Source organism: Corynebacterium sp. HMSC070H05 (assembly GCF_001837615.1).
Taxonomy (GTDB): Bacteria; Actinomycetota; Actinomycetes; order Mycobacteriales; family Mycobacteriaceae; genus Corynebacterium; species Corynebacterium coyleae.
Genome location: NZ_KV833341.1, coordinates 131,110 through 153,429 on the forward strand (window position 1 = coordinate 131,110; position 22,320 = coordinate 153,429).

22 protein-coding genes are annotated in these 22,320 nt (G+C 60.7%); 15 read left to right on the plus strand and 7 right to left on the minus strand.

Annotation, left to right across the window (positions count from 1 at the left end):
• The first annotated feature begins 36 nt into the window (after positions 1-36).
• From lspA to dnaE, 7 genes are all read left to right on the plus strand, one after another.
• Positions 37-543 (plus strand): signal peptidase II, encoded by a 507-nt coding sequence (gene lspA / locus HMPREF2617_RS08850; protein WP_070422208.1) that lies wholly within the window; start codon positions 37-39, stop codon positions 541-543.
• Entirely contained in the window at positions 536-1,462 is a 927-nt protein-coding gene (locus HMPREF2617_RS08855; protein WP_070422209.1) for an RluA family pseudouridine synthase, read from the plus strand. Before lspA ends, HMPREF2617_RS08855 begins: the two co-directional genes overlap by 8 nt.
• Positions 1,443-1,961 (plus strand): hypothetical protein, encoded by a 519-nt coding sequence (locus tag HMPREF2617_RS08860; RefSeq protein ID WP_141743379.1) that lies wholly within the window; start codon positions 1,443-1,445, stop codon positions 1,959-1,961. Before HMPREF2617_RS08855 ends, HMPREF2617_RS08860 begins: the two co-directional genes overlap by 20 nt.
• Before the next feature lie 38 nt (positions 1,962-1,999).
• Complete coding sequence (locus HMPREF2617_RS08865) at positions 2,000-3,598, plus strand: efflux RND transporter periplasmic adaptor subunit (protein WP_070840540.1); 1,599 nt, start codon at positions 2,000-2,002, stop codon at positions 3,596-3,598.
• 162 nt (positions 3,599-3,760) lie between these two features.
• Positions 3,761-4,471 carry an ABC transporter ATP-binding protein gene (locus HMPREF2617_RS08870; protein WP_070422382.1) on the plus strand — a complete coding sequence of 237 codons (711 nt, stop codon included), beginning with the start codon at positions 3,761-3,763 and terminating at the stop codon, positions 4,469-4,471.
• Positions 4,472-5,740, plus strand: coding sequence for an ABC transporter permease (locus HMPREF2617_RS08875; protein ID WP_070771487.1), 1,269 nt, complete (start codon positions 4,472-4,474; stop codon positions 5,738-5,740).
• A gap of 33 nt (positions 5,741-5,773) precedes the next feature.
• Positions 5,774-9,334, plus strand: a complete 3,561-nt coding sequence (gene dnaE, locus HMPREF2617_RS08880; RefSeq protein WP_070422212.1) for a DNA polymerase III subunit alpha — start codon at positions 5,774-5,776, stop codon at positions 9,332-9,334.
• 279 nt (positions 9,335-9,613) lie between these two features.
• Here dnaE and HMPREF2617_RS08885 read toward each other — a convergent pair whose 3' ends face one another.
• Positions 9,614-10,108, minus strand: a complete 495-nt coding sequence (locus tag HMPREF2617_RS08885; RefSeq protein WP_070450913.1) for a hypothetical protein — start codon at positions 10,106-10,108, stop codon at positions 9,614-9,616.
• Between the two features lie 29 nt (positions 10,109-10,137).
• Complete coding sequence (locus tag HMPREF2617_RS08890; RefSeq protein ID WP_070840541.1) at positions 10,138-10,581, minus strand: hypothetical protein; 444 nt, start codon at positions 10,579-10,581, stop codon at positions 10,138-10,140.
• 278 nt (positions 10,582-10,859) lie between these two features.
• Between HMPREF2617_RS08890 and ilvA the strand changes: the two genes are divergently transcribed.
• From ilvA to HMPREF2617_RS08910, 4 genes are read left to right on the plus strand one after another with little or no spacing between them, the layout of a single operon-like run.
• Entirely contained in the window at positions 10,860-12,143 is a 1,284-nt protein-coding gene (gene ilvA, locus HMPREF2617_RS08895) for a threonine ammonia-lyase IlvA (protein WP_070840542.1), read from the plus strand.
• Positions 12,144-12,794, plus strand: coding sequence for a YigZ family protein (locus HMPREF2617_RS08900; protein ID WP_070450919.1), 651 nt, complete (start codon positions 12,144-12,146; stop codon positions 12,792-12,794).
• 11 nt (positions 12,795-12,805) lie between these two features.
• Positions 12,806-13,039, plus strand: a complete 234-nt coding sequence (locus tag HMPREF2617_RS08905; RefSeq protein ID WP_070422217.1) for a hypothetical protein — start codon at positions 12,806-12,808, stop codon at positions 13,037-13,039.
• A 4-nt stretch (positions 13,040-13,043) separates the two neighbouring features.
• On the plus strand, positions 13,044-13,427 hold the full coding sequence (locus tag HMPREF2617_RS08910; protein ID WP_070570058.1) for an RNA-binding S4 domain-containing protein: 384 nt from the start codon (positions 13,044-13,046) through the stop codon (positions 13,425-13,427).
• Positions 13,428-13,433: 6 nt separating this feature from the next.
• On the opposite strand, the gene HMPREF2617_RS08915 is transcribed toward HMPREF2617_RS08910, so the two are convergent.
• From HMPREF2617_RS08915 to HMPREF2617_RS08935, 5 genes are all read right to left on the minus strand, one after another.
• Positions 13,434-14,465, minus strand: a complete 1,032-nt coding sequence (locus tag HMPREF2617_RS08915; protein ID WP_070570056.1) for a GTP pyrophosphokinase — start codon at positions 14,463-14,465, stop codon at positions 13,434-13,436.
• Positions 14,466-14,479: 14 nt separating this feature from the next.
• Positions 14,480-15,031, minus strand: coding sequence for a hypothetical protein (locus HMPREF2617_RS08920; RefSeq protein ID WP_070450928.1), 552 nt, complete (start codon positions 15,029-15,031; stop codon positions 14,480-14,482).
• Positions 15,032-15,134: 103 nt separating this feature from the next.
• Positions 15,135-16,496, minus strand: a complete 1,362-nt coding sequence (locus HMPREF2617_RS08925; RefSeq protein ID WP_070840543.1) for an exonuclease domain-containing protein — start codon at positions 16,494-16,496, stop codon at positions 15,135-15,137.
• Positions 16,497-18,686 carry a glycogen debranching protein GlgX gene (gene glgX / locus HMPREF2617_RS08930; protein WP_070829077.1) on the minus strand — a complete coding sequence of 730 codons (2,190 nt, stop codon included), beginning with the start codon at positions 18,684-18,686 and terminating at the stop codon, positions 16,497-16,499.
• Positions 18,687-18,725: 39 nt separating this feature from the next.
• Positions 18,726-19,283, minus strand: coding sequence for a TetR/AcrR family transcriptional regulator (locus tag HMPREF2617_RS08935; protein WP_070483943.1), 558 nt, complete (start codon positions 19,281-19,283; stop codon positions 18,726-18,728).
• Positions 19,284-19,493: 210 nt separating this feature from the next.
• On the opposite strand from HMPREF2617_RS08935, the gene HMPREF2617_RS08940 reads away from it, so the two are divergent.
• The 4 genes from HMPREF2617_RS08940 to HMPREF2617_RS08955 all read left to right on the plus strand — a co-directional run bounded on the left by HMPREF2617_RS08940 (position 19,494) and on the right by HMPREF2617_RS08955 (position 22,306).
• The gene (locus tag HMPREF2617_RS08940; protein WP_070422224.1) at positions 19,494-20,204 is read left to right on the plus strand and encodes a hypothetical protein; all 711 of its coding nucleotides are present in this window, start codon (positions 19,494-19,496) and stop codon (positions 20,202-20,204) included.
• A complete protein-coding gene (locus HMPREF2617_RS08945; protein WP_141763039.1) occupies positions 20,204-20,725 on the plus strand; it encodes a hypothetical protein in 522 nt (173 codons plus the stop codon). The genes HMPREF2617_RS08940 and HMPREF2617_RS08945 overlap by 1 nt, the downstream gene beginning before the upstream one ends.
• An 86-nt stretch (positions 20,726-20,811) precedes the next feature.
• Positions 20,812-20,991 (plus strand): hypothetical protein, encoded by a 180-nt coding sequence (locus tag HMPREF2617_RS08950; RefSeq protein WP_070422226.1) that lies wholly within the window; start codon positions 20,812-20,814, stop codon positions 20,989-20,991.
• Between the two features lies 1 nt (position 20,992).
• Entirely contained in the window at positions 20,993-22,306 is a 1,314-nt protein-coding gene (locus tag HMPREF2617_RS08955; RefSeq protein WP_070840545.1) for an MFS transporter, read from the plus strand.
• Positions 22,307-22,320: the final 14 nt, after the last annotated feature.

Here is a 22,320-nt window from a genome sequence, read left to right on the forward strand (position 1 = left end):
CAGGGGTAGCGTCCGAGGCGCTAAGGTGGGACGGCGATGGAACAGGCAACGAAACCCCGCTCGACACCCCGCTACCTTGGTGTCGTGATCGCTGTGATGCTCATCGTGGCGGCGCTGGACCAGCTCCTGAAAATCATCATGGTCGCATGGCTGGAACCCGGAGTGCCCCACCCAGTGATCGGAGATTGGTTCCGCTTCTACCTGCTGTTTAACCCGGGCGCCGCATTTTCAATGGGGCAGAATTCGACGTGGTTATTCACCACCCTCCAACTTGCGTTTGTCATTGGTGCGCTGTGGTTTGGTCCTCGCATGTCCACACGTTGGGAGGCGTTTGGTCTAGCGCTGGTCGCAGGTGGCGCACTGGGCAACCTGTGCGACAGGTTGTTCCGTGAGCCTGGATTCTGGTTCGGACATGTGGTGGACTACATCTCCGTAGGCAGTTTCGCGGTGTTTAACCTGGCCGATGCTGCTATTACGGTCGGTGTGGTGGTGTTTGTCGTGGCCACCTTTGTTGCAGAGCGGAAGGGGGACAACGATGGGTAAGTTCCGGGCGCTTCCAGTGCCGGAAGGGCTGGACGGGATGCGTGTCGATGCTGCGATGTCGAAGCTGTTCGGTGTCTCCCGTGCCGTCGCCGCAGAAATTGCCGCGAACGGTGACGTGCTTGTCAACGGCACTGCTGCACAGAAATCGGAACGAGTCCACACAGGCGCCATGCTGGAGGTCACTCTGCCGGAGCCGAAGCGGGCGCCGCAGCCGGTCACCGAACTCGTTGAAGGTCTGGAGATCCTGTACAAGGATGCCGACGTCATCGCGGTGGATAAGCCTGTGGGCGTGGCGGCGCACCCGACCTTGGGCTGGGAAGGCCCCGATGTGGTCGGTGGGTTGCAAGCCATGGGATTCACGCTTCCCGATGCCGGCCCGCCGGAGCGCAAGGGCATCGTGCAGCGTCTCGACGTCGGCACATCCGGCGTCATGATCGTTGCCGCAAGCGTGCCCGCTTACTCCGCGTTGAAACGCGCCTTTAAAGAACGCACCGTGGACAAGACCTATAACGCGTTGGTGCAGGGGCTGCCGGACCCGACAGTTGGCACAATCGATGCACCGATCGGACGCCACCCTTCCGCCGGGTGGAAGTTTGCCGTCACGCAGGACGGCCGGCCGAGCGTGACCCACTACGAGGTAATTGAAGCGTTCCGCCGGGCGAGTCTCATCGAGGTCCACCTAGAAACGGGCCGGACCCACCAGATCAGAGTGCATATGTCCTCGGTGGGCCATCCCTGCGTGGGAGATCCGATGTATGGGTCGGACCCGACTCTGTCGAAGCAACTCGGGTTGAAGCGTCAGTGGCTGCATGCCACCAGCCTTGGGTTCGTCCACCCGCGTACCGGTGAATATATGGAGGTCACCTCCGAGTATCCGGAGGACCTTCGTGTGGCGCTTGATGCGGTCCGTAACGGGTAGGCGGGTCGTCGCAACGCTGCTTGCAGCTGGTGTTGCGCTCTCAGCGTTGTGGGCGATTGGCGTTGCGACGCCACCACTGCCATCTGTGCTGCAAGGCGACACCCTCGGGCCCGAAGACGGGGAAGAGAACTACAAGCAACGCGCCGACGACACCTTGCGTGCCGCCGACGCCCCCGCGTTCGCGCTTGTGACGTTCGATACAGCATTATCTGTTCACGATGCTGCGGTGACGGTTGCGCCGGCGCGCCGGGCGAGTGCTCTGGTCGCGAACGGCGGAGCGCCTATCGCGGTTGGTGAACCGCCTGCGGGGCAGCTACGTGACGAAATCTTCCAGCAAGCAACCACGCAGCCAATTGACGCAGTGATCGTTTACGGTTCAGGCGATGAACTCCGCGCGGTTGCCGAACAGCCAGCTGTTTTCGCCGTGGAAGTATTGCCTTCTGATGCTGTGTGGGGAGCGTTTGCATTGACCCGAAACGTCTCTGGGGGCCGTGTATAATTTGCGGAGTTATACGCCTGCTACCGGGAGGAGACCCCTTGGCTTCCGAGACCAATCACTCGACCGCACGTCGCCGGCTGACACGCGTGAGCCTGGCAATCGTCACGTCGTCCGCACTGCTGCTCGGCGCGTGCGGATTCGGTGGCGATGGCAACGGCGAAGGCGAAGGTGACGGGCTGCAGCCCGGCGATTACACCGTCGTGTCCCAGGAAGGCGTCTCTGACAGTGTTGTCGTCTCCGGCAAGATTGAGCCGGTGCGCACGGTCAACATCACCTCCGCGGTGCAGTCTGAGGTAAAGAACGTTGCAGTGAAGGCTGGCGATAGAGTCCAGGCGCAGCAGTTCCTCGTTGCCATGAATACCGAGGAGCTGGAGCGCCAGTTGGCGGTCCAGCAAAAGCAGCAGGCGAACGCGCAGGCTGATGCGCAGGCCAACGTGCAGCAGGCGCAGCAGCAGCTGAACGCGTATCAGGCAAGCATCAATAACGGGACGCACCCGGCGATTGCTGCTGCTCAGGCGCAGGTCGACCAGGCGCAGGCGGCTTATAACGCAGCTGTTGCTGCAGAGGGTGGCCCGCGCTTGATCAACCGCGGCATGGCGGCTGTGGAGCAGATGGCGGGTCAGATCTCTTCGCTTGGCAATGCGACGGCAAAGCCGGGTGTTCCAGCGCCACCGGCACAGCCGGCACAACCGGCACAACCGGCACCGCAAGCTCCGGCGCAGCTCGCTGGTGGTTCGTTGAGCAAGCAGGAGGCTCAGGCGGCGCTGCAGCAGGCTCAGGCGGAACTTGAGTCCGCACGTGCGCAGGCGGCGCAGGAACGTGACCAGTTGCAGGCGCAGGTGAGCTCCGCTACCCGTCAGGCCGAGTCGGCGCAGCTTGGCGAGGGCGACGGCACACTCGAATACCAAGTCCGTGAAGGCACCGTGTACGCCCCGATCGCGGGATTGGTGACCGAGGTTTCCGTGCACGAAGGCGACATCCCGCAAGGCAAATTGCTCAGTATTGCCGACGATTCCTCCCTGGTCATCCGGGCAGACGTCCGTGAGTCGGACGTGCCAAACATCTCGGTCGGGGACCGGGTTGATTTCACGTCGACCGCAACTGGCAAGAAGCAGTTCAAGGGCAAGGTCACGCGCATTGCGCCGGCCGCGAGCGGTTCTGGTTCTGCTGAGGTTCCTGGCATGGCGATGGGCGGCGGCGGATCGCAAAATTCGAGCGAGGTGACGTTCCCGGTCGAGATCGAAATCACCGGCGACAAGGAAGGTCTGCTGCTGGGTGGTACCGCGCGTGCGGAGATCATTACCGCTGAGGCGAAGGACGCGCTCAACGTCCCGCTCGACGCCGTGTATGAGGAAGACGGGAAGAAGAAGGTTCTCGTCATGGCAACCGAGGGCGAAGATGCGACCTCTGGCAAGGTCGAGGAACGCATCGTGAAAACCGGTGCGTCCAACGACGTCGACATTGCCATTACGGGCGGCGACCTCAAGGCTGGCGATATTGTTGTGAACTGGCCGGACGAGTACCGCGAGCGTATCGGGGAGACCGTTGAGATCAACGACCCGAACTTCGACCCGGAGAAGGTCCGCGAGGCTCGCGAAGGCAAGAAGAAGCAGGACGGCGAGAAGGAGCAGCCGTAAGTGTTTCGCAGGAAAAAGCGTCCGCTTGACGACGACACCCTGACCGACACGACAGACACCCACGACCCGTTCTTCCTCGACGGCGAAGAAGACCCAGCCGATGAAGACGAACCGGTAGTTGAAACTGTCCCGGTGGAGGAAGTCGTCGATACGCAGCCGCGCATGGAGAACACCGGCAGGTTGATCGACATGCGCCGGATCGTGAAGACGTACAACGTTGGCGAGCCGAGCGAACTGACCGTACTGCACGGCGTGGATTTCTACGCTGAACAGGGCGAATTTGTTTCTATCGTGGGTCCTTCGGGCTGCGGTAAATCGACGTTGATGAACCTAATCGGCATGCTTGATCGCCCCACGGAAGGTGCGTATGCCTTCAACGGCGAACCTGTGTACGCGAAGCAGGACAAGGAACTGGCGCATTACCGCAGCCAAAACATCGGATTCATTTTTCAGAACTTCAACCTCGTTGGCCGCATCGACGCGCTGCAGAACGTGGCCATGCCGATGATGTACGCCGGTGTGCCGAAGCGCGAGCGCGAGGAGCGCGCCGCCGAACTGCTGGATCGCATGGGCATGGGGGATCGGTTGCACCACAACCCCAACGAACTTTCGGGTGGCCAGAAGCAGCGTGTGGCAATCGCACGCAGCCTGGCCAATGACCCAGGGCTGCTGCTTGCCGACGAGCCCACGGGCGCCCTGGATTCCAAAACCGGACGCATGGTCATGGACCTGTTCCACGAACTCAACCAGGAACTGGGCAAAGCCATCGTGTTTATTACCCACAACCCGGAGTTGGCTGAAGAAACCGGCCGGATCGTGGAAATGATGGACGGAAAAATCGCTCGTGTGCGCCAGCCGGGTGGGGTGAACTAGGTGAATATTCGCGAATCGCTACGGTTGGCGCTGTCCAGCCTGAATACCAACAAGTTGCGCTCGCTGCTGACGCTTTTGGGCATCATCATCGGCATCATGGCCGTGATCATCATCATGACGTTGGGCCGTGCCCTCGAGAACGATGTGATGGGTGGTCTGGAAGACGCCGGCACGACCACGTACCCGGTGATGGTGCACGAACGCGCGGAAGAAGGCGAGAAATCCGAGGACCCGTTTGCGGCGTTTGATCTTGCCCCGCCGACAAACGAGAACGATGCTGTCACGTTTGATCAGCTCAACGAGCTGCAAGCGTCGTTCGGCGACCGCGTGCAAGGCATCGATCTGGAGCTTTCCGGTGGTGGTGACGCACAGGTCGGGGACAACACTTCAAGTGTGTCGATCTACCCGTCGCTTGCGAGCTCGCTCGACATGCGTGGCCTGAAGGTTCAGTACGGTCGCGGGTTGGATCAAGACATCATTGATAGTCGTCGCCCCGTTGCCGTTGTGTCGCCAGAGCTGGTCGAGGCGTTGTTCGACAACGATCCGAGCAAGGCGCTCGGCTCCCGCTTCGACCTCATCATCCACGGCAAGCCGGCGGTGTTCACCATCATCGGTGTGCTGGAAAAATCGGAGAGCCAGCCCATGTTCGGGGAAACCGCGTTTGCGGACGCCTACATTCCGGTCACGGCCGCGGACAGGGTTGGCTTGGAGGCGGACTGGGTGTCGTCGTTTAGCGTGCGTGCTGCTGTGGATGAGGACCCGGAGGCGTTCCGCGCAGACCTGCAAACGTACCTGGATCGCATGTACGCCGGTAACGACAACTACGAGGCCGAGGTGTTCGATATCTCAGCGAGCCTCGAAGGCTTGACGACGATCTTCCGCACCCTGTCGACCGTGCTCTCCGCAATCGGCGGCATCTCGCTCCTCGTCGGCGGTATCGGCGTGATGAACATCATGCTGATCACGGTTACTGAACGCACCCGCGAAATCGGCGTGCGTAAAGCGCTCGGCGCAACCCACAATGATATTCGTGTCCAGTTCATCGTCGAGGCGATGCTGGTGTGCCTCATCGGCGGCGTCATTGGCGTCATCCTAGGTGGCGCTGTCGGCATGATCGCCAGCTCGGCGCTTTTGGAAATGACATGGCCACCGATCGGAGCCGTGGTGTTCGCGCTGCTGTTCTCGCTGGCGACCGGTGTATTCTTCGGCGCATACCCTGCGTCGAAGGCCGCGAAGATGCAGCCCATCGACGCGCTGCGCTACGAATAATTCGGACTTGCGTAGCCGTCTAAGATGAGCCGCATGGCCAAAAAATCCTCCTTCGTTCATCTTCATAACCACACCGAGTTCTCCATGTTGGACGGCATGGCAAAGGTGGACTTGCTGGCTGAGGAGGTGTCCCGCCAGGGCATGCCAGCAGTCGGCATGACCGACCACGGCAACATGTTCGGCTCCAATGCGTTTTACCGTCGCATGGTCGATGCTGGTGTGAAGCCGATCATCGGCATTGAGTCTTACATGGCACCGGACTCTCGTTTTAATAAGAAGCGTGTGCTGTGGGGTACGCCGGATCAAAAGCGTGACGATGTCTCCGCGTCCGGCGCATACCTCCACCAGACCATGCTCGCCGAGAACGCGACGGGTCTGCGCAACTTGTTCAAGCTGAGCTCCCTTGCGTCGTACGAGGGACAGTTGGGCAAGTGGCCTCGCATGGATGCGGAACTTATCGCCGAGCATGCTGACGGCATTATCGCGACCACTGGCTGCCCGTCCGGTGACGTGCAAACTCGCCTGCGTCTAGGCCAGTTTGACGCCGCGTTGGAGGCTGCGGCGATGTGGCAGGACATCTACGGCAAGGACAACTACTTCCTTGAACTGATGGACCACGGGTTGCACATCGAACGCCGCGTGCGCGACGACCTGTTGCGCATCGGAGAGATGCTTGAACTGCCGCCGCTGGTGACCAACGACTGCCACTACGTCCTCGAATCCCAGGCGCCCGCGCACGAGGCAATGCTGTGTGTCCAGACAGGCAAGACGCTGCTGGATCCGGACCGCTTCAAGTTTGATGGCTCCGGCTACTACATCAAGACTGCCGAACAGATGCGTGAGTTGTGGGACTCCACCGTGCCTGACGGGTGCGACAACACCCTGTGGATCGCGGAGCGTGTCGGCGACTACAGCGAGTTGTGGGAGGAACACCCGCACGATCGCATGCCGATCGCGGACGTTCCGGAGGGACACACCCCGACGACGTGGCTGCGTGAGGAGGTTCGCCGCGGACTGTCGGAGCGTTTCAACGGGGGAGAGGTTCCGCAGGAATACACCGAGCGTGCGAATTACGAGATCGACGTCATCGACATGAAGGGCTACCCCTCCTACTTCCTGATCGTTGCGGAGCTGATTAAGCACGCCCGCGAGATCGGCATTCGCGTTGGTCCGGGTCGTGGTTCCGCCGCTGGTTCGTTGGTTGCGTATGCGTTGACCATTACAAATATTGACCCGATGGAGCACGGCCTGCTCTTCGAGCGATTCCTCAACCCGGAGCGTCCGTCCGCACCGGATATCGATATCGACTTCGACGATCGCCGCCGCGGAGAAATGATCACCTACGCCGCCGAGCGTTGGGGCGAGGACAAGATCGCCCAGGTGATCACCTTTGGCACGGTGAAGACAAAGCAGGCCATTAAGGACTCGGCGAAGGTGAACTTCGGCCAGCCGGGCTTCCAGATGGCCGACCGCATCAACGGTGCCCTGCCACCAGCAATTATGGCGAAGGATATTCCGCTGTCCGGCATCACGGACCCGGAGCACGAGCGCTACGCGGAAGCGGCTGAGGTTCGCTCGCTGATCGAGACAGATCCGGATGTGGCCAAGATCTATGAAACCGCCCGTGGACTTGAAGGCGTTGTGCGCCAAGCAGGCGTGCACGCATGTGCGGTGATTATGGCGTCGGTGCCGCTGATGGACCACATTCCGATGTGGAAGCGTCCTGCCGACGGTGCGATCATTACCGGTTGGGACTATCCGGCGTGCGAGGCCATTGGCCTGCTGAAGATGGACTTCCTCGGCCTACGCAACCTGACAGTGCTTGGCGACGCGCTGGAGAACGTGGAGAAGAACCGCGGCGAGACCATCGACCTTGAAGCCTTGGACACCGACGACGAGGCGGTGTACGAGTTGCTGTCTCGTGGCGACACCCTTGGAGTGTTCCAGCTCGACTCCGGAGGTATGCAGGAGCTTCTCAAGCGTATGAAGCCGACGGGCTTTAACGATATTGTCGCCTCGCTCGCTCTGTACCGTCCGGGCCCGATGGGTGTGAACGCTCACTGGGACTACGCCGACCGCAAGAATGGGCGCAAGCCGATCACTCCGATTCACCCGGAGCTTGAGGAGCCGCTGCGCGAGATTCTCGACGAAACCTACGGCCTGATCGTCTACCAAGAGCAGATCATGAACATCTCGCAGAAGGTAGCCAACTACACGGCTGGTCAGGCAGACGGCTTCCGTAAGGCCATGGGTAAGAAGAAGCCGGAGGTGCTGGCGAAGGAGTACGAGACGTTTTCTGCCGGCATGTTTGAAAACGGCTACTCCAAGGAAGCCGTCGATGCACTGTGGGGAACGATTGAGCCGTTCGCGTCGTACGCGTTTAACAAGTCTCACGCCGCAGGCTATGCGTTGGTGTCGTACTGGACTGCCTACATGAAGGCGAATTACGCCGCCGAGTACATGGCCGCGCTGCTGACCTCTGTTGGTGATAAGAAGGACAAGTCCGCGATTTACCTGGCGGATTGCCGCCACTTGGGCATCAGCGTGTTGCAGCCAGATATCAACGAGTCTGAAGAGAACTTCATGGCTGTCGGCAAAGACATCCGTTACGGACTTGCGGCTGTGCGAAACGTCGGTGCGGAAGTGGTGGAGTCCATCAAAGAGACCCGCAAGTCCAAGGGACACTTCACCAGCTTCTCTGACTACCTGGACAAGATCGATCTCCTTCCGTGCAACAAGCGCATCACGGAATCGCTGATCAAGGCAGGCGCGTTCGATTCTTTGGGTCACCCGCGTAAAGGCTTGATGCTGATCCAGGAAGACGCGGTGGACTCAGTCTTGGCGACGAAGAAGGCCGCTGACAAGGGCCAATTCGACCTCTTCGCGGGCCTTGGCGGCGAGGACGGTTCCGCGAACTCTGCGTTTGCCATCGAAGTACCTGAAGACGAATGGGACCGTAAGCACAAACTCGCCCTCGAGCGCGAAATGCTTGGCCTATACGTGTCCGGGCACCCGCTTGATGGGTACGAGGAAGCCATCGATGCACAGACCGATACGCAGCTCACCACCATCCTGTCCGGTGAACTGCGTAACGGCGCAGAGGTCACCATCGGTGGGTTGATTTCGAATGTGGACCGACGCTTCTCTAAGAAGGACGGTTCCCCCTGGGCGATTGTGACCATCGAGGATCACCACGGCGCGCAGGTGGATGTGCTGCTCTTCAACAAGGTGTACGCGCTCGTCGCTCCGCAAATTGTGGAGGACAACATCATTTTGGTCCGAGCACATGTCTCAATTCGCGACGAGCGTATGAGCTTGTTTGGCGACGACGTCAAAGTCCCCGAACTTGGCCCCGGCAACGGTGCTGGCCTACCGCTTCGTCTAACGCTGCGGACGGACCAGTGCACCATCGACAACATTTCGAAACTCAAGGGAGTGCTGTCGAACAACCCAGGCGACTCAGACGTCTATCTCAACCTGGTCAACGGCGAACACAGTCAACTGATGATCCTCGGCGACCATCTGCGAGTGCACCGTTCTGCGAGCCTGATGGGTGATCTCAAGGCAACCCTGGGTGCGGGGATCTTGGGCTAGGGGAAACTATGCCGCTGCATAGTGTGCGGGTTTGGGGCTCGTGCGGTAGTGACTATGCCGCTGCATAGTGTGCGCGTTTGGGGCTCGTGCGGTGGTGACTATGCCGCTGCATAGTCGGCTTCGGTGATTCTCTGCGGGCGTACCGCGCCGCGAGCTTGTCGGGTGACGCCTTGGGAACCGGGATGTTGGGTTAGGGGAAACTATGCCGCTGCATAGTCGGCGCAGCTAAATGCCCGCTGGCATATTGCACAGCGGGCATGAGGAGATGAAGCGCGTGTCTTACTTGAAGAACTTACGCAGCGCCTCGCGACCACCAGGGATCGAGTTGATGAAGACAACCAGGCTGCCGATTGCAGCACCAAGCGTCGTAACAATCACGCTGATAGTCGTGATTGCTTTCAGGATTTCTTCCTCATTATCGGCAGGGCCGATGCTTCCGTGCGGAGCCAGCGTTGCCGAAGGCTCAGCGGTCACCTTCGTCGGCGTAGGAGCGGTCGTGGTTTCCTTCGTCGTGGTTTCGGTCGACTGGTTGGTGGTAGTTTCCTCCGACGTCTCAGTAGTCGTCGTCGAGGTGGTGGTTTCCTCCGTGCCCTCGGAAGGTGTCGGTTCCGCCGGCGCCTCAGTGGTCGTCGTCGGTGCCGGTTCCGAGGTGGCGGTGGTAGTTGCCGAAGTGGGTTCGGATGTGGTGGTCTCTGCAGCGAGAGCTGAAGTGCCAAGAGCGCCAGCGGCGACGGCGGCACCGGCTGCGGAAACCAACAGAGTGCGGAGCTTCATGCTTGAATATTCCTAGCTGGGGTGGAGGTTTAGAACGGGAGCTTCGGGAGCTGGACCTGCGGCACGTGGACGTGCGGGATGCCCAGGTGGAACTCGCGGTTCAGTGCGTCGATGATCTTGTTGATGCCACGCGGGTCAGAGAACACGATCAGACCGGTGGTCAGAACCGCAGCGAGGGTGCCAGACACAGCGCCGATGATGTGGCCCTGGGAGGAACCGGAAGTCTGCTTCTGGGGAGCCGGCGGGTTGTTGGTCTCGTCCTTGTTGTCCTCGCCCTTGCCCGGCTTGTCGGTTTCGCCCTCGCCCGGCTTGTCGGTCTCGCCCTTGTTGTCCTCGGGCTGGTCAACCGGAGCGGTGGTGTGGGTGTCGGTGGCCTCGTTGCCGGTGTTCTTGGCGTCCTCAGCGTAAGCCGGGGTAACAGTCAGGGTCAGCGCGGTCGCGGCAGCGACCATTGCAGAAGAAAAGCGCTTCATTATGAAAAACTCCTATGGAAATTTAGGGGGGTTTGTCGCTGTCGACCGTGCGCTCGACAGATCACTCGGAAGAACCTAGCAGGTTCCCAGAAGAAAACATAGTGATATAGGCAATGTTTTCAGTGTTCCCCGCATCGGATTGGCCAACACCTGGAAGTCAGGGGTTTGGTCACGGCGAGCAGTGTACCCCAAATCATCTATATGTCTAAGTTCTATGGAGGTGGGGTAAATCGAGGTTTGAACAAACTGAAAACTCGTCGCGCGTACACTGATCGACCATGCGCCCATCCGACACATTCCGAGAGGTCCATGCCGCCGATATCCAGTTCGCGCAGGGAAGGATTTCTTCTGTCATTACTCCGTCGCCGCTGCAGTACTGCCCGCGGCTGTCTCAGCAGTACGGTGCTGAGATTTATCTCAAGCGTGAAGACCTGCAGGATGTGCGTTCGTACAAGATTCGCGGGGCTTACTTTGGTATTTCGCAGCTGACCCCGGAGGAGCGGGAGGCTGGCGTTGTGGCGGCGTCGGCAGGCAATCACGCCCAAGGCGTGGCGTACGCGTGCCGTGCGCTTGGTATTCAGGGCAAGATCTTTGTCCCGAAGCCAACCCCGAAGCAGAAGCGTGACCGCATTTTGGTGCACGGCGATGATGCGATTGAGCTCGTCGTCACAGGCAACACGTTTGACGAGGCTGCCCAGGCTGCGCGCGAAGACGCTGCGGCACGGGGAGCGACGGTGATTGAGCCGTTCGACTCGCGCAATACCGTGGTCGGGCAAGGCACCGTCGCGGCCGAGATCGTCGCGCAGTTGTCCAGCATGGGCAAGCAGCTCGACACTGTTCTTGTGCCGGTCGGTGGCGGTGGCCTGATGGCAGGTGTGATGTCGTATGTGGCGGACATGTCGCCGTCGACGAGGGTGGTTGGTGTTGAGCCGGTGGGGGCGTCGTCGTTACGCGCTGCGATTGAGGCGGGCGAGCCGGTGACGCTGGAATCTATCGACCCATTCGTGGACGGGGCGGCGGTGAAGCGGATCGGTGACACTCCCTGGCAGGTATTCCAAGCACACAAAGATCGTGCTGAGGTGCTTTCTTGCGACGAAGGGGCAGTGTGCACGGAGATGCTCTCGCTGTACCAAAACGAAGGCATCATCGCCGAGCCCGCGGGCGCACTGTCGGTTGCAGGTCTTGCGCAAACGACGATTAAGCCCGGCTCGACCGTCGTTTGCATCATTTCCGGAGGCAACAACGATGTGCTGCGCTACGCGGAGGTCATGGAGCGCTCCTTGGTCCACCGTGGACTGCGCCACTACTTCCTGGTCAACTTCCCCCAAGAGCCAGGGCAGCTTCGCATGTTCCTGCGGGAGATCCTGGGCGAGGAAGATGACATCGTGCTCTTCGAGTACTTGAAGAAGAACAACCGCGAAACCGGTGCGGCGCTAGTTGGCATTGAGTTGGCGCATGCAGAAGACCTTGCGCCCTTGCTGGATCGTATGGAAGCGTCGCCGATCGGCTGCCGTCGCCTCGAGCCTGGCACGCCTGAGTACGACTTCATCGTTGCAGGTTAAATGGTTACTTCTTACGTCCGACCCAAGGCTGGGGAGACAGCCATCCACGAGCTTGAGATCAAACGTTCCAGGTTCATCACCTGGGTGACGCGTGCCACCACTGAGGAGGAAGCGCGCGAGGTCATCCATGCCGCGCGCGAAGCCTATCCGGATGCGCGCCACCATTGTTCGGCGTTCATCGTTCATGTCGACGACGCACAGCCAATCGAGCGTTCCTCCGACGACGGCGAGCCCTCCGGCACGGCAGGAAAGCCGATGCTTGAGGTGCTCAAAGGATCAGGTATGTCCGACATTGTCGCCGTGGTTATTCGCTACTTTGGTGGCATCAAGCTTGGCACAGGCGGCCTTGTGAGTGCGTATACGAACGCGGTGTCTGAAACACTGCCGAGCGTTGTCACCACCACACGTGCCATGCGTGAGCAAGTTGCCGTGGACCTTCCGCATGCTGAAGCCGGCCGAATCGAAGCAGAACTACGCAACGCTGGGGTGGAAGTCGTAGACGTCGAATACGGAGCTGCCGCCACGTACACGCTCGCGTTCGAACCAGGGGAGCGTGAGCGTATCGACGACCTCCTCGCCGCCGCCACCCAAGGCCAAGCAGAAAGCAAAACGCTCGGACCACGGTGGGTCGAGTTGTCTACTTCGCGCTAGAATTGCATGCCATGACTATGCAGCCGCGCCCAAACAACCCGATCGACCAACGAAAAGCCGCCGTGCGCAAATACTCGCGCGACGCGCTGGTGTGGGCCGGCGGCGGCCTCGCCGGCGGCATCGCGTTCGGTCTGCTGATGCAGTCCTGGACGATCCTGGTGCTTGGGCTCGTCATCGGAGTTGCGGGTGGTTTTGTGAATTGGAACAAGGTCCAAAAGATCGTCAATCACCAGGACCGTTACTAGCGCCTTGATCGAACCGTCAGGCAAAGCCGTCCGTATCGACGCCTGGCTGTGGGCCGTGCGGATCTTCAAAACACGCAGCCAGGCCGCCGAAGCCGTTCGTGCTGGGCACGTCAAGATCGGTGGCAAGGCAGTCAAACCTGCCGTCCAGGTCGTGCCGGGAGACACGGTGCGGGTATGGAAGAACCACCACGAGTACATTCTCGAGGTTACGGCGACGGTGTCGAAGCGCGTTGGCGCCCCGGTGGCGCGCACCTGCTACATCGACCACAGTCCGCCACCACCACCGCGTGAACTCTTCGCGGCACCTCCTGTGCGCGATCGCGGAACTGGGCGCCCCACGAAGAAGGAACGCCGCGAAATCGACCGCCTCATGGGGCGGCGTAACTAAACGCAGCTAATCGATGCTGCTGCGCAGCCGGGCTAGACGGCCGTTCAGACGCTCGCGGCGCACCTCTGGGCGGTTTCCCGAATCCCAGGTTTTCTCGATGTGTTCGGTGCCGAACCGGTTGAGCAGCAGATCGTCGATAATGCGCACTTGCCCCGGGACGAATGAGTAGTTCATCGAGTTGGACACAGCCTCGATGTCTGCCGGGTTGGTCAGGTCCGCAACGTCCGAGACAAGCTCAATGCCGTGGGCACGCAGCAACTCGGTGAGGAAGCGGTAGTCGCCCGCGCGTGAGAGCGGAAACTGGCTGCCAAGCAACACGGTCAGAATGCCCGGCAGTGTCTCAGGCGAGATTTCGGTGTCCACGTCGGTGTGCACCTTTTCCTGTGGGTCTGCCAAGGTTGAAATTTGGTCAAACTGCTGATCGGCTAGCTCGATAAGTCCCGCGGCGAGGGTGAACGCGCGGTCCACCTGCGGGTCGAGTTTTTCCGCTGAGCGTTTGTACCTGATGTCGTGCTCAAACTCCGCCCACGCATGCTGCAGCACTGTACGAATCTGCACCTCGAAGACTTGGCCGACGAACTCCTCAAGGCCCTCGGATTGCTCCTCAACACGGACGACAAGGTGGTGCGAGCCGTAGCCGAAGTTGCCGGCGACTCGGGTTTCTTCGGCTTTGTCCACGCTGCGCAACACCTCAAACTCGTCGGCGAGCAGGCGCTGCACTGCAGGGATCTCGGTCGAGTGCAGCACGGTGATTCGGGCGCCGATGATGTCTTTGATGTCGTGCCACGGGTCGGGGTAGAGCAACTCACCGTCGCGAGTTTTGCGGGCTTTTTCCTTCAACGAGGTCCAGGACTTCACTCGTGCATCTACACGGTCGAAATTCACGCCGGCATCGCGCATGAGTTCATGGAGGGCGTGGCGGAAGGTCATCGCCGCGTCCTCGTGTGCGTTTACCCAAGCGAAGTAGGTGGAGCCGAGACGTGCGATTGTGTCGTCAGCTTCCTTGTTTCGCTTGGCCGGTTGTTTTGAAGTGCTCATGTCGGCGGGTGAGCTTACCCGGAAACTGGCGGATCGTGCATTAGCGGGAAGCCGACCGAGTATGTCATCAGCGCGCCGCGCCCCAGGATGTCGCGGACGTGATGCAGCGGTGCGTCGAAGATAAACAGTTCCTGGTCGTCGCGGGTGGCGTAGACCAGCTCGTGGTGGGGGTCGAGCACCGTCTGGAAATGGCGGTGCATCACCGTAAACGTTTTCGGGTGAGCGAGCCACGCGGTGGGTGGCACACCGTGTCCACCTACCTCTAAACCGGGCGGAAGGCCGGTCTGCTCCAGCGCGGCAGCGGGATTGCGCACCAAAAACTCGACGCCCGTGTCGACGAGCGCCCGCTTCGCCAACCGGTCAGCGGCACCATTCCAGAGCTGGTTCATGCTCGGCGTGAGCTCACCGATTTGTTGGTGGGTCAGCGCCGGACCGTCGTCGACGGTAAAGACACACACCAGGCGCGGTGCAAGGTTGATAAACGCGGTCGAGGCCGAAAAGCCAGGCGTGAGCCAGGAACGTGACGACGACGATGGCGCGACGTCGTCGCGACGCGCCAGCCGCAATTCAATAGCATCTTGGTGGACAGGGCGGGGAAGAGTTTCTACTACGTACATACTCAGTTAGACGTAGCCAACACCGCCCCGGTTCCATCCGAACCAAAACTTTTTACAGACCGAGTACCTTGAGGAGTTTCGGGGCCTGCCAAATCTGAATGTCCTGGCCCTTTTCCTGCAGTTCGCGGGCTCGTTTCTCCTTCGAGGTCACACTCGACCATTCGCCGACAACCAGGATGGTCGTTTTCTTGGTGACGTTCTTGCCCACCTGCGCGCCCTGCTTCGCAATCGCGTCCCACAACTCGCCCTTATCGTGCGGTTCGAACTCACCGGTTAAGGTGACGTGCTCGCCGTAGAGAGGAGCGTTCGGGTCGGCTTGAGCATCTGGCTCCGGCACGGTGTCCGGGGTGGCCACCGACTGCCACGGAGCGGGTTTGCGCTCCTTCTTCACCGGCCCGGCCTGGTTGGAACCACGTGGCTCGGCGGTGGCGGCAACGGCAGCAGCGACACCACCTTCGGCGACCTGCTTCGCCTGCACCGCGCGGCCGGCACCAGAGCGGTCGCGGAGGACAGGGGTGACGCGGGCGTCGTCGATCGATCCGAGCGTGAACCCGGTGTCGTGGATGAAGCTCATCAGGCTGCCAGTGTGGCCGGCCTCCCGGGCGAGACCAACCATCACACCGGCGCACGCAGCGGCATCTTCGCAGGCATCGTGGTGGTTGTCCAAGGAAACGCCGAAGTGCTGCGCAAGGGTTGGAAGCTTGTGATTTGCCACATCCAGCTTGGTAGCGCGGGCCTGTGCCAACGTGCACGCGAACAGCATCTTCGGGACGGCGATGGAGGAGGCCAAGCAAGCATCGCGAAGTGCGGAGGCATCGAACTGTGCGTTGTGCGCGACAAGGGGTAAATCCCCGACAAAGGCGCTCATTTCCGCGATACAGTCGCGTACGTCTGGGGCATCAGTGACATCCTCAGCAGAAATGCCGTGGATAGCAACGTTGCCGGATTCGAACTCGTCTAAACCGGCAGGCGGCTTACATAACCAAGACTTTCGCTCGACCTCTTCGCCGTCGACAATCTTGACCAACCCGATCTGACAGATCGAGCCCCAGCGACGGTTCGCGGTTTCCACATCGAAACCGACGAAGGAGAAGCCAGGAATGCCTGCTCCGCCGTCGGCGGTAGCGGTGGTGGGGGCCTCGCCGTGCTTGGCGTCGTCGAGAAGCGTGCGCAACTTCTTTGCGCCATCGACGTCTCCCGGTGCGAACCAGACGGTCAGCGGAGCACCGGTGGTGGCAACATCCACTTTGGTCGGCGACCATGCGTCACCTTCGGTGATATCCACGCCGGTGATGTCGGCAATGTTGACGGTGCGGTCGGAAGAATCGCCACGCAGTGAGGCGAGGAGGGCAGTTGGGGTCACGGTGAGGGCGTCGTTGGTCACAGTCAACGTTGCACCATGAGCGGAAATCATTTAGGCGTTGTCTTCCTTTCGGCCCGCTCCAGCGGGCGGTTGCGTACGGCGCAGCACCACGGTCGAGCGCTGGCCGACGGTGACAGTCGAATCCGGACCGATGGGCTGTGCGCCTTCACGGTAGCCGAGGGGGCCAGTCGTATCGACGACGATCTCCCACTCGTCACCAAACCTCGCGCCGGGGACTGTGAAGTCGATGTCCTCATAGTGGGCGTTGAACATCAGGAGGAAGGAGTCGTCCACGATGCGCTGTCCTCGACTATCGGGCTCGGCGATGGCTTCGCCATCGAGGTGAACCATAAGTGCACGGCCGAAGGCGGCGTTCCAATCGTCTTGTGTCATGAGACGGCAGTCGGGGGTGAGCCAAGCGATCTCTCGGCCGTGTTCGTCGTCGCCAAGCGCACCGCCCTCGAGGAACCTGCGGCGGCGAAACACCGGATGATCTCGGCGCAAAGCGATGAGCCGACGCGTGAATTCGTGCAGGTCTGCTGCGCTTTCAAGGTTGGACCAGTCCATCCAAGCCGTCTCGTTGTCCTGGCAGTACACGTTGTTGTTGCCGCCCTGCGTGCGTGCGATCTCGTCGCCGTGAGCGAGCATCGGGGTGCCCTGAGATAGCAAGAGTGTGGTCAGGAAGTTGCGGCGCTGCCGTGCGCGCAGGTCGAGCACCACAGGGTCGTCCGTGTGGCCCTCCACACCACAGTTCCAGGACCGGTTGTGGTTCTCGCCATCGCGGCTGTCTTCGCCGTTGGCTTCGTTGTGTTTGTCGTTGTAGGACACCAGATCATTCAGGGTGAACCCGTCGTGGGCTGTGATGAAGTTGATCGACGCGGTAGGGCGGCGCCCGTTGTGCTGGTACAGGTCCGATGAGCCGGTGAGGCGCGAGGCAAACTCACCGAGCGTGGAATCTTCACCGCGCCAAAAGTCGCGCATGGTGTCGCGGTATTTGCCGTTCCACTCGCTCCACAGGGCAGGGAAGTTACCTACCTGGTAGCCGCCTTCGCCCACATCCCACGGCTCGGCGATGAGTTTGACCTGGCTCACCACCGGGTCCTGTTGAACCAAGTCGAAGAAGGTGGCCAGACGGTCCACGTCTGAAAACTCGCGCGCGAGGGTCGAGGCGAGGTCGAAGCGGAACCCGTCGACGTGCATCTCGGTGACCCAGTAGCGCAGCGAATCCATAATCAACTGCAGGGAGTGCGGGTAGCGCACGTTCAGTGAGTTTCCGGTGCCGGTGTAGTCCATATAGAGGAACCGGTTGTCGTCGACAAGCCTGTAATACGCCTCGTTATCAATGCCACGAAACGCAATTGTCGGGCCCATGTGGTTGCCCTCCGCGGTGTGGTTGTATACCACATCCAGGATCACCTCGATGCCGGCCTCGTGGTAGGCGCGCACCATCTGTTTGAACTCGGCCACGGCATCGCCAGGGGCAGAGGAGGAGGCGTAGCTGTGCTCCGGGGCGAAGAAACCGAACGTGTTGTAGCCCCAGTAGTTGCGCAACCCGAGTTTGAGTAGGCGGTCGTCTTGCAAAAATTGGTGCACCGGCAGCAACTCAATCGAGGTCACACCAAGGTCGGTGAGGTAATCCACCATTACCGGGTGCGCCATACCCGCATAGGTGCCGCGCAACTGCTCAGGAATGCCCGGGTGGGTCTGTGTCATGCCCTTGACATGGCACTCGTAGATCACCATCTCCTCATCAGGGATCTTCGGCGCGCGGTCGTCGCCCCAGTCGAAGAACGGGTTGATCACCACCGACAACATCGTGTGGCCGAGCGAGTCTTCTTCATTGCGACCGGTACCAGGTTCTTCTGCGTTGACGTCGTAGGAAAACAGCGAGGAATGCTGATCAAACTCCCCATCAAAGGCGCGCGCGTACGGGTCCACGAGCAGCTTGCTGGGATCGCAACGCTTGCCGTCGGCCGGGTCCCACGGCCCGTGCACGCGGTAGCCATAACGCTGACCTGGGCCAACACCGGGCAGGTAAGCGTGCCAGACATGGTTATCCACCTCGTCGAGGGCGATACGCGTTTCGGCGCCGGTGTCGTCGATAAGACAAAGCTCAACTGCATCAGCAACCCCCGAAAACAGTGCAAAGTTCGTCCCCGCCCCATCAAACGTCGAGCCCAGCGGATGTGCGGAGCCAGGCCAGACTTGCTGCTGCAGATCCGGATGCGTCGTCTCAGTCATGCTGCCCGAGCATAGTGCACCCGCTCGACACTGCCCGGGCTACGAATGCTGCGCCAAACCGTCCAGCAAAAACTTCACGGCCGCAGCATGCGTCTGCGCAGAATCGTCTTCGTACGTGTCCGAAACACTGCCGGTCGCTTCCGCAAGTTGTGTGCTTGCTTGGTGCACGGCGGCATCCCCAAGCGTCAAATGCAACAGGCCGAGAGCCACAGCACGCATCTCGCTTGACGACGACCCCTCACCCGAATACTCACGCACCGACGCAATAAACAATTCCGACAACTGGGCGCGAACCTCAGCGTCCGGCTGACTCACTGCAGCCACAAGCACCTCTGCGCCATCGCGGATGCCGAGCACCGCTTCCCGCAGCGCGCGACTTAGCTCAGCTGGGTCGGCAACTGGATCGCTCATGAGAGGGCGCACAATATGCTCCGCCAACGACGCGAGCAACTCCTGCTTGTTGGCGATATGCCAGTACAACGCGCCGGGGGCGACGCCCAGCGACGACGCCACACGCCGCATGGAAACATCAGCCAAACCGTACCCAGACAGCAGCTCAAGCGCCGCCTGCGTGATGCGCTCGCGAGACAATTGCATGACACACCACCCTAGACCGAAGTGGCCGAAACATGGGTTTACGTGACTTCACAGGAACCATTCAGAACAATAGTACGGACGTTCAACCGTCAGGTAAGCGTTGCGTTGGTACTCTTTGGGACGAACGTCCCGTCGTGGCGCCAATCCACGCCCAAGACGGTTGCCCGCGTCCAGCGAACGGATGGGGTGAAACTAGGAAGGTAGTCAAAGATGAAAATGAACACTACGTCCGGCATGGCAGCATGCGTAGCTGCAGCAATGCTCGTACTTCCGCTTTCGGCATGCGGATCCTCCGACGAAGGCAAGTCCGGAGGGCTGTCCACCGCTGCTGAGGCTGCTCCGGCCGATACGGCTGTCGAGTCCACGGTGTCCGAGAATGCCGATAAGAGCGAAGGAAAGAAGGACGACGCAAAGAAGGACGAGAAGAAGGCAACCGCCACGACTTCGAAGAAGAAGGAGTCGAAGGAAGAGGGCGGCAACCAGGGCGAGGCCCCGACCCTTGCCAATCCGTTTGAGAACGGCATGCCGGAAAACACCAACCAGCCGCTCGAGGGCGCACAGGAAGGTACCGACGAAGACCGCAAGCAGATGGAAGACACTGCACGTGCTGTGCTTAACCCGGGTTCTTTCGCTGACTGGACCCGCACCATCTTGGACAATTCCTGTAAGGCAGTCGCTGACCCGATGATGGAGGAACTGGAGCGTCAGGGTCTGACCCTTGAGCAGGTTGAAGAGGCGGGCCGCCTTGCTGAGCAGCAGGGCCAGGCGCTCGAGCTGCCGAAGTCCGAGGTCAGCATTTCCGACGTTCGTGTGGACGGTAACCGTGCGTCTGCCAACCTGACTGCAAAGAACGCAAACGGTGAAGAAACCCAGGTCATGATCTTCGAGAAGGAAGACGGCCGCTGGAAGTTCTGCAACTAGTGATGGGATCTGGTGCAGGGCTGCTCGCGCTAGCCCTGCTCCTCGGTATCGCTGGAGGTTTCGCCTGGGGTGGTCTTCGTCCCGCATACGTCGGCGTGATCACAGAAAACAGCGGTATCGGGGTCGACGAAGTGGCAAGCCCTGTGAATGTACAGTTCACAGGGTTTGCGTGGTTTGTGCTGCTGGCACTCCTGCTCGGGGTGGTGCTTGGCGCCGTGGGGTGGCGCAGCGTGCGCCGCGGCAGGGTCGGCGGTTCTGTGTGGTGGATGCTGTGGATCATGATCGTTGCCGTACTCGGCGCGATCTCGATTTACCTGTTCGGTGACTGGTTGAGCCTCAAACTGCACCCCAGGCCTACCCACGATGTCTTGGAAACCGGATCGAGCTTCACGCTTGTCCCGCCGGTTTCGCCGGGGGTCGGGTGGGCTGTTGCGCCGCTGACAGCTGGTCTGGTGTTTTGGATCGGCAACCTGCGCGCCTATGCGCGTGAACCACGCGGGGATGACGACAGCCGTCTGTAAGGCCCCGAACGGCCGGAATCGGACTGCGTCGTTACACTGACGGCGTACACAGCTTGAACGCGCCAATAACGCAGGAGGTTCGCCCAGTGACAGGTGCCGGAAACACATTCTTCATTCTTTTGCTGTTCCTCCTTGCAGGCATCCTCGTCGGTGGAGTGTGGTCGTCGTATCAGAACGGCTCCTCAAGAGCGGTGACTGCCGTCCTCGCGCTTCTTGCAGTTATGGCAGCCCTAGGTGGTGTGCTGATGTTGGTGGAGGTGATGTGAGATGTTCGGAGTTCGGCCCCTTACCCGCGACGAGGTTGATTCGCTAACCAATGTGTGGCGGGCCCGTGGTTTGATCCCGGTGCTCGTCGCCGTTGCATCTGCCTTCGCCGCCTGGTCGCTTCTGTTGCCGGTAGTGCCCACAGCCGTCATCGATGCCGGACAGTCTGCCTCGCTTGCCGGGCTGTCCACTGGTGTGTTCATGCTGGCAACAGTGCTCACGCAGGTTTGTACGCCGTGGGCTCTGCGGAAGTTCGGCTACAGCATCGTCATGGCAGTGGCCTCAATGCTTCTGGGTATCCCGGCGTTGGGGTACATCATCGGCATGGACGCAACGCCGCTGCTGACGGTCAGTGCGATTCGTGGCATCGGCTTCGGTGCATTGTCCGTGGCTGAGGCAGCGATTATCGCGGAACTGGTACCGCTGCGCCTGCTCGGCAGTGCCACGGGCATTTTCGGTGGTGTTGTCGGTCTTGCCCAGATGATTGCGCTGCCATCGGGCTTGGCCCTGGTGGACAGGATTGGGTACGACGCCGTGTATATTATCGCCGCATCGATCGGTGGCATCTCGCTCATTGCCTGTGCGGCGATCCCTGCTATTCCACCACCGGATTCCGAGCCAGAGACCACAAACATGGTCCATGTGCCCATGTGGCATCTGGTGCTCGTGCCGGCACTCGCGTTGATGTTTGTGACCACTGCTTACGGTGCGATCACGAACTTCTTGCCGGTCTCCATGCGTGATCTCGACCCGGCCACGGGTGCCGCGATGGGCGGCGTAATGCTCGGCGTGATGAACTTTGCGTCGATGATCTCGCGCTACACGGCAGGCAAGATCATGGACCGTCGTGGGCAGCCCGGCACCGTGCTCATCCCATGCCAGGTCCTTTGTGCACTCGGCGTGTTGCTCATGGCTGCCATCTTGGCGCTTGAGCTACCGGTGTGGACCATGCTGCTGGCCGCCCTGTGTTACGGCGCAGGCTTCGGCGCGGTGCAAAACGAGGCACTGACCATGATGTTCTACCGCCTGCCGCGCTCGAAGACCTCGGAAGCTTCTGCTATCTGGAACATTGCTTTCGACGGCGGAACGGGCCTAGGTTCTACCTTCTACGGCATGCTCATTGCCACGATGGCGTTCGCGCCGATGTTCAGCATCGCCTCCGGTGTCATCGCGATTGGGCTGATTGTCACGTTGCTTGACCGTCAGTTGGGCCGCCACCGTGTGGTGGAAGTTAACAATCTGTCGGCTCGTTTGAAGGCTGTGCAGGCGCCGCGTCGTTATCCGTCGAAGAATAAGAAGCAGCCGAAGAACCAGTAATCGGGGGAGCGGAT

What these genes read in the sequence shown, in the direction of transcription:
- dnaE (WP_070422212.1), top strand. Translation starts at nt 5,774, where the DNA reads ATGGCCAAAAAATCCTCCTTCGTTCATCTTCATAACCACACCGAGTTC.
- HMPREF2617_RS08855 (WP_070422209.1), top strand. Translation starts at nt 536, where the DNA reads ATGGGTAAGTTCCGGGCGCTTCCAGTGCCGGAAGGGCTGGACGGGATG.
- HMPREF2617_RS08860 (WP_141743379.1), top strand. Translation starts at nt 1,443, where the DNA reads ATGCGGTCCGTAACGGGTAGGCGGGTCGTCGCAACGCTGCTTGCAGCT.
- HMPREF2617_RS08885 (WP_070450913.1), bottom strand. Translation starts at nt 10,108, where the DNA reads ATGAAGCTCCGCACTCTGTTGGTTTCCGCAGCCGGTGCCGCCGTCGCC.
- HMPREF2617_RS08915 (WP_070570056.1), bottom strand. Translation starts at nt 14,465, where the DNA reads ATGAGCACTTCAAAACAACCGGCCAAGCGAAACAAGGAAGCTGACGAC.
- HMPREF2617_RS08925 (WP_070840543.1), bottom strand. Translation starts at nt 16,496, where the DNA reads ATGATTTCCGCTCATGGTGCAACGTTGACTGTGACCAACGACGCCCTC.
- HMPREF2617_RS08940 (WP_070422224.1), top strand. Translation starts at nt 19,494, where the DNA reads ATGAAAATGAACACTACGTCCGGCATGGCAGCATGCGTAGCTGCAGCA.
- HMPREF2617_RS08900 (WP_070450919.1), top strand. Translation starts at nt 12,144, where the DNA reads ATGGTTACTTCTTACGTCCGACCCAAGGCTGGGGAGACAGCCATCCAC.
- ilvA (WP_070840542.1), top strand. Translation starts at nt 10,860, where the DNA reads ATGCGCCCATCCGACACATTCCGAGAGGTCCATGCCGCCGATATCCAG.
- glgX (WP_070829077.1), bottom strand. Translation starts at nt 18,686, where the DNA reads ATGACTGAGACGACGCATCCGGATCTGCAGCAGCAAGTCTGGCCTGGC.
- HMPREF2617_RS08890 (WP_070840541.1), bottom strand. Translation starts at nt 10,581, where the DNA reads ATGAAGCGCTTTTCTTCTGCAATGGTCGCTGCCGCGACCGCGCTGACC.
- HMPREF2617_RS08955 (WP_070840545.1), top strand. Translation starts at nt 20,993, where the DNA reads ATGTTCGGAGTTCGGCCCCTTACCCGCGACGAGGTTGATTCGCTAACC.
- HMPREF2617_RS08870 (WP_070422382.1), top strand. Translation starts at nt 3,761, where the DNA reads ATGGAGAACACCGGCAGGTTGATCGACATGCGCCGGATCGTGAAGACG.
- HMPREF2617_RS08935 (WP_070483943.1), bottom strand. Translation starts at nt 19,283, where the DNA reads ATGCAATTGTCTCGCGAGCGCATCACGCAGGCGGCGCTTGAGCTGCTG.
- lspA (WP_070422208.1), top strand. Translation starts at nt 37, where the DNA reads ATGGAACAGGCAACGAAACCCCGCTCGACACCCCGCTACCTTGGTGTC.
- HMPREF2617_RS08905 (WP_070422217.1), top strand. Translation starts at nt 12,806, where the DNA reads ATGACTATGCAGCCGCGCCCAAACAACCCGATCGACCAACGAAAAGCC.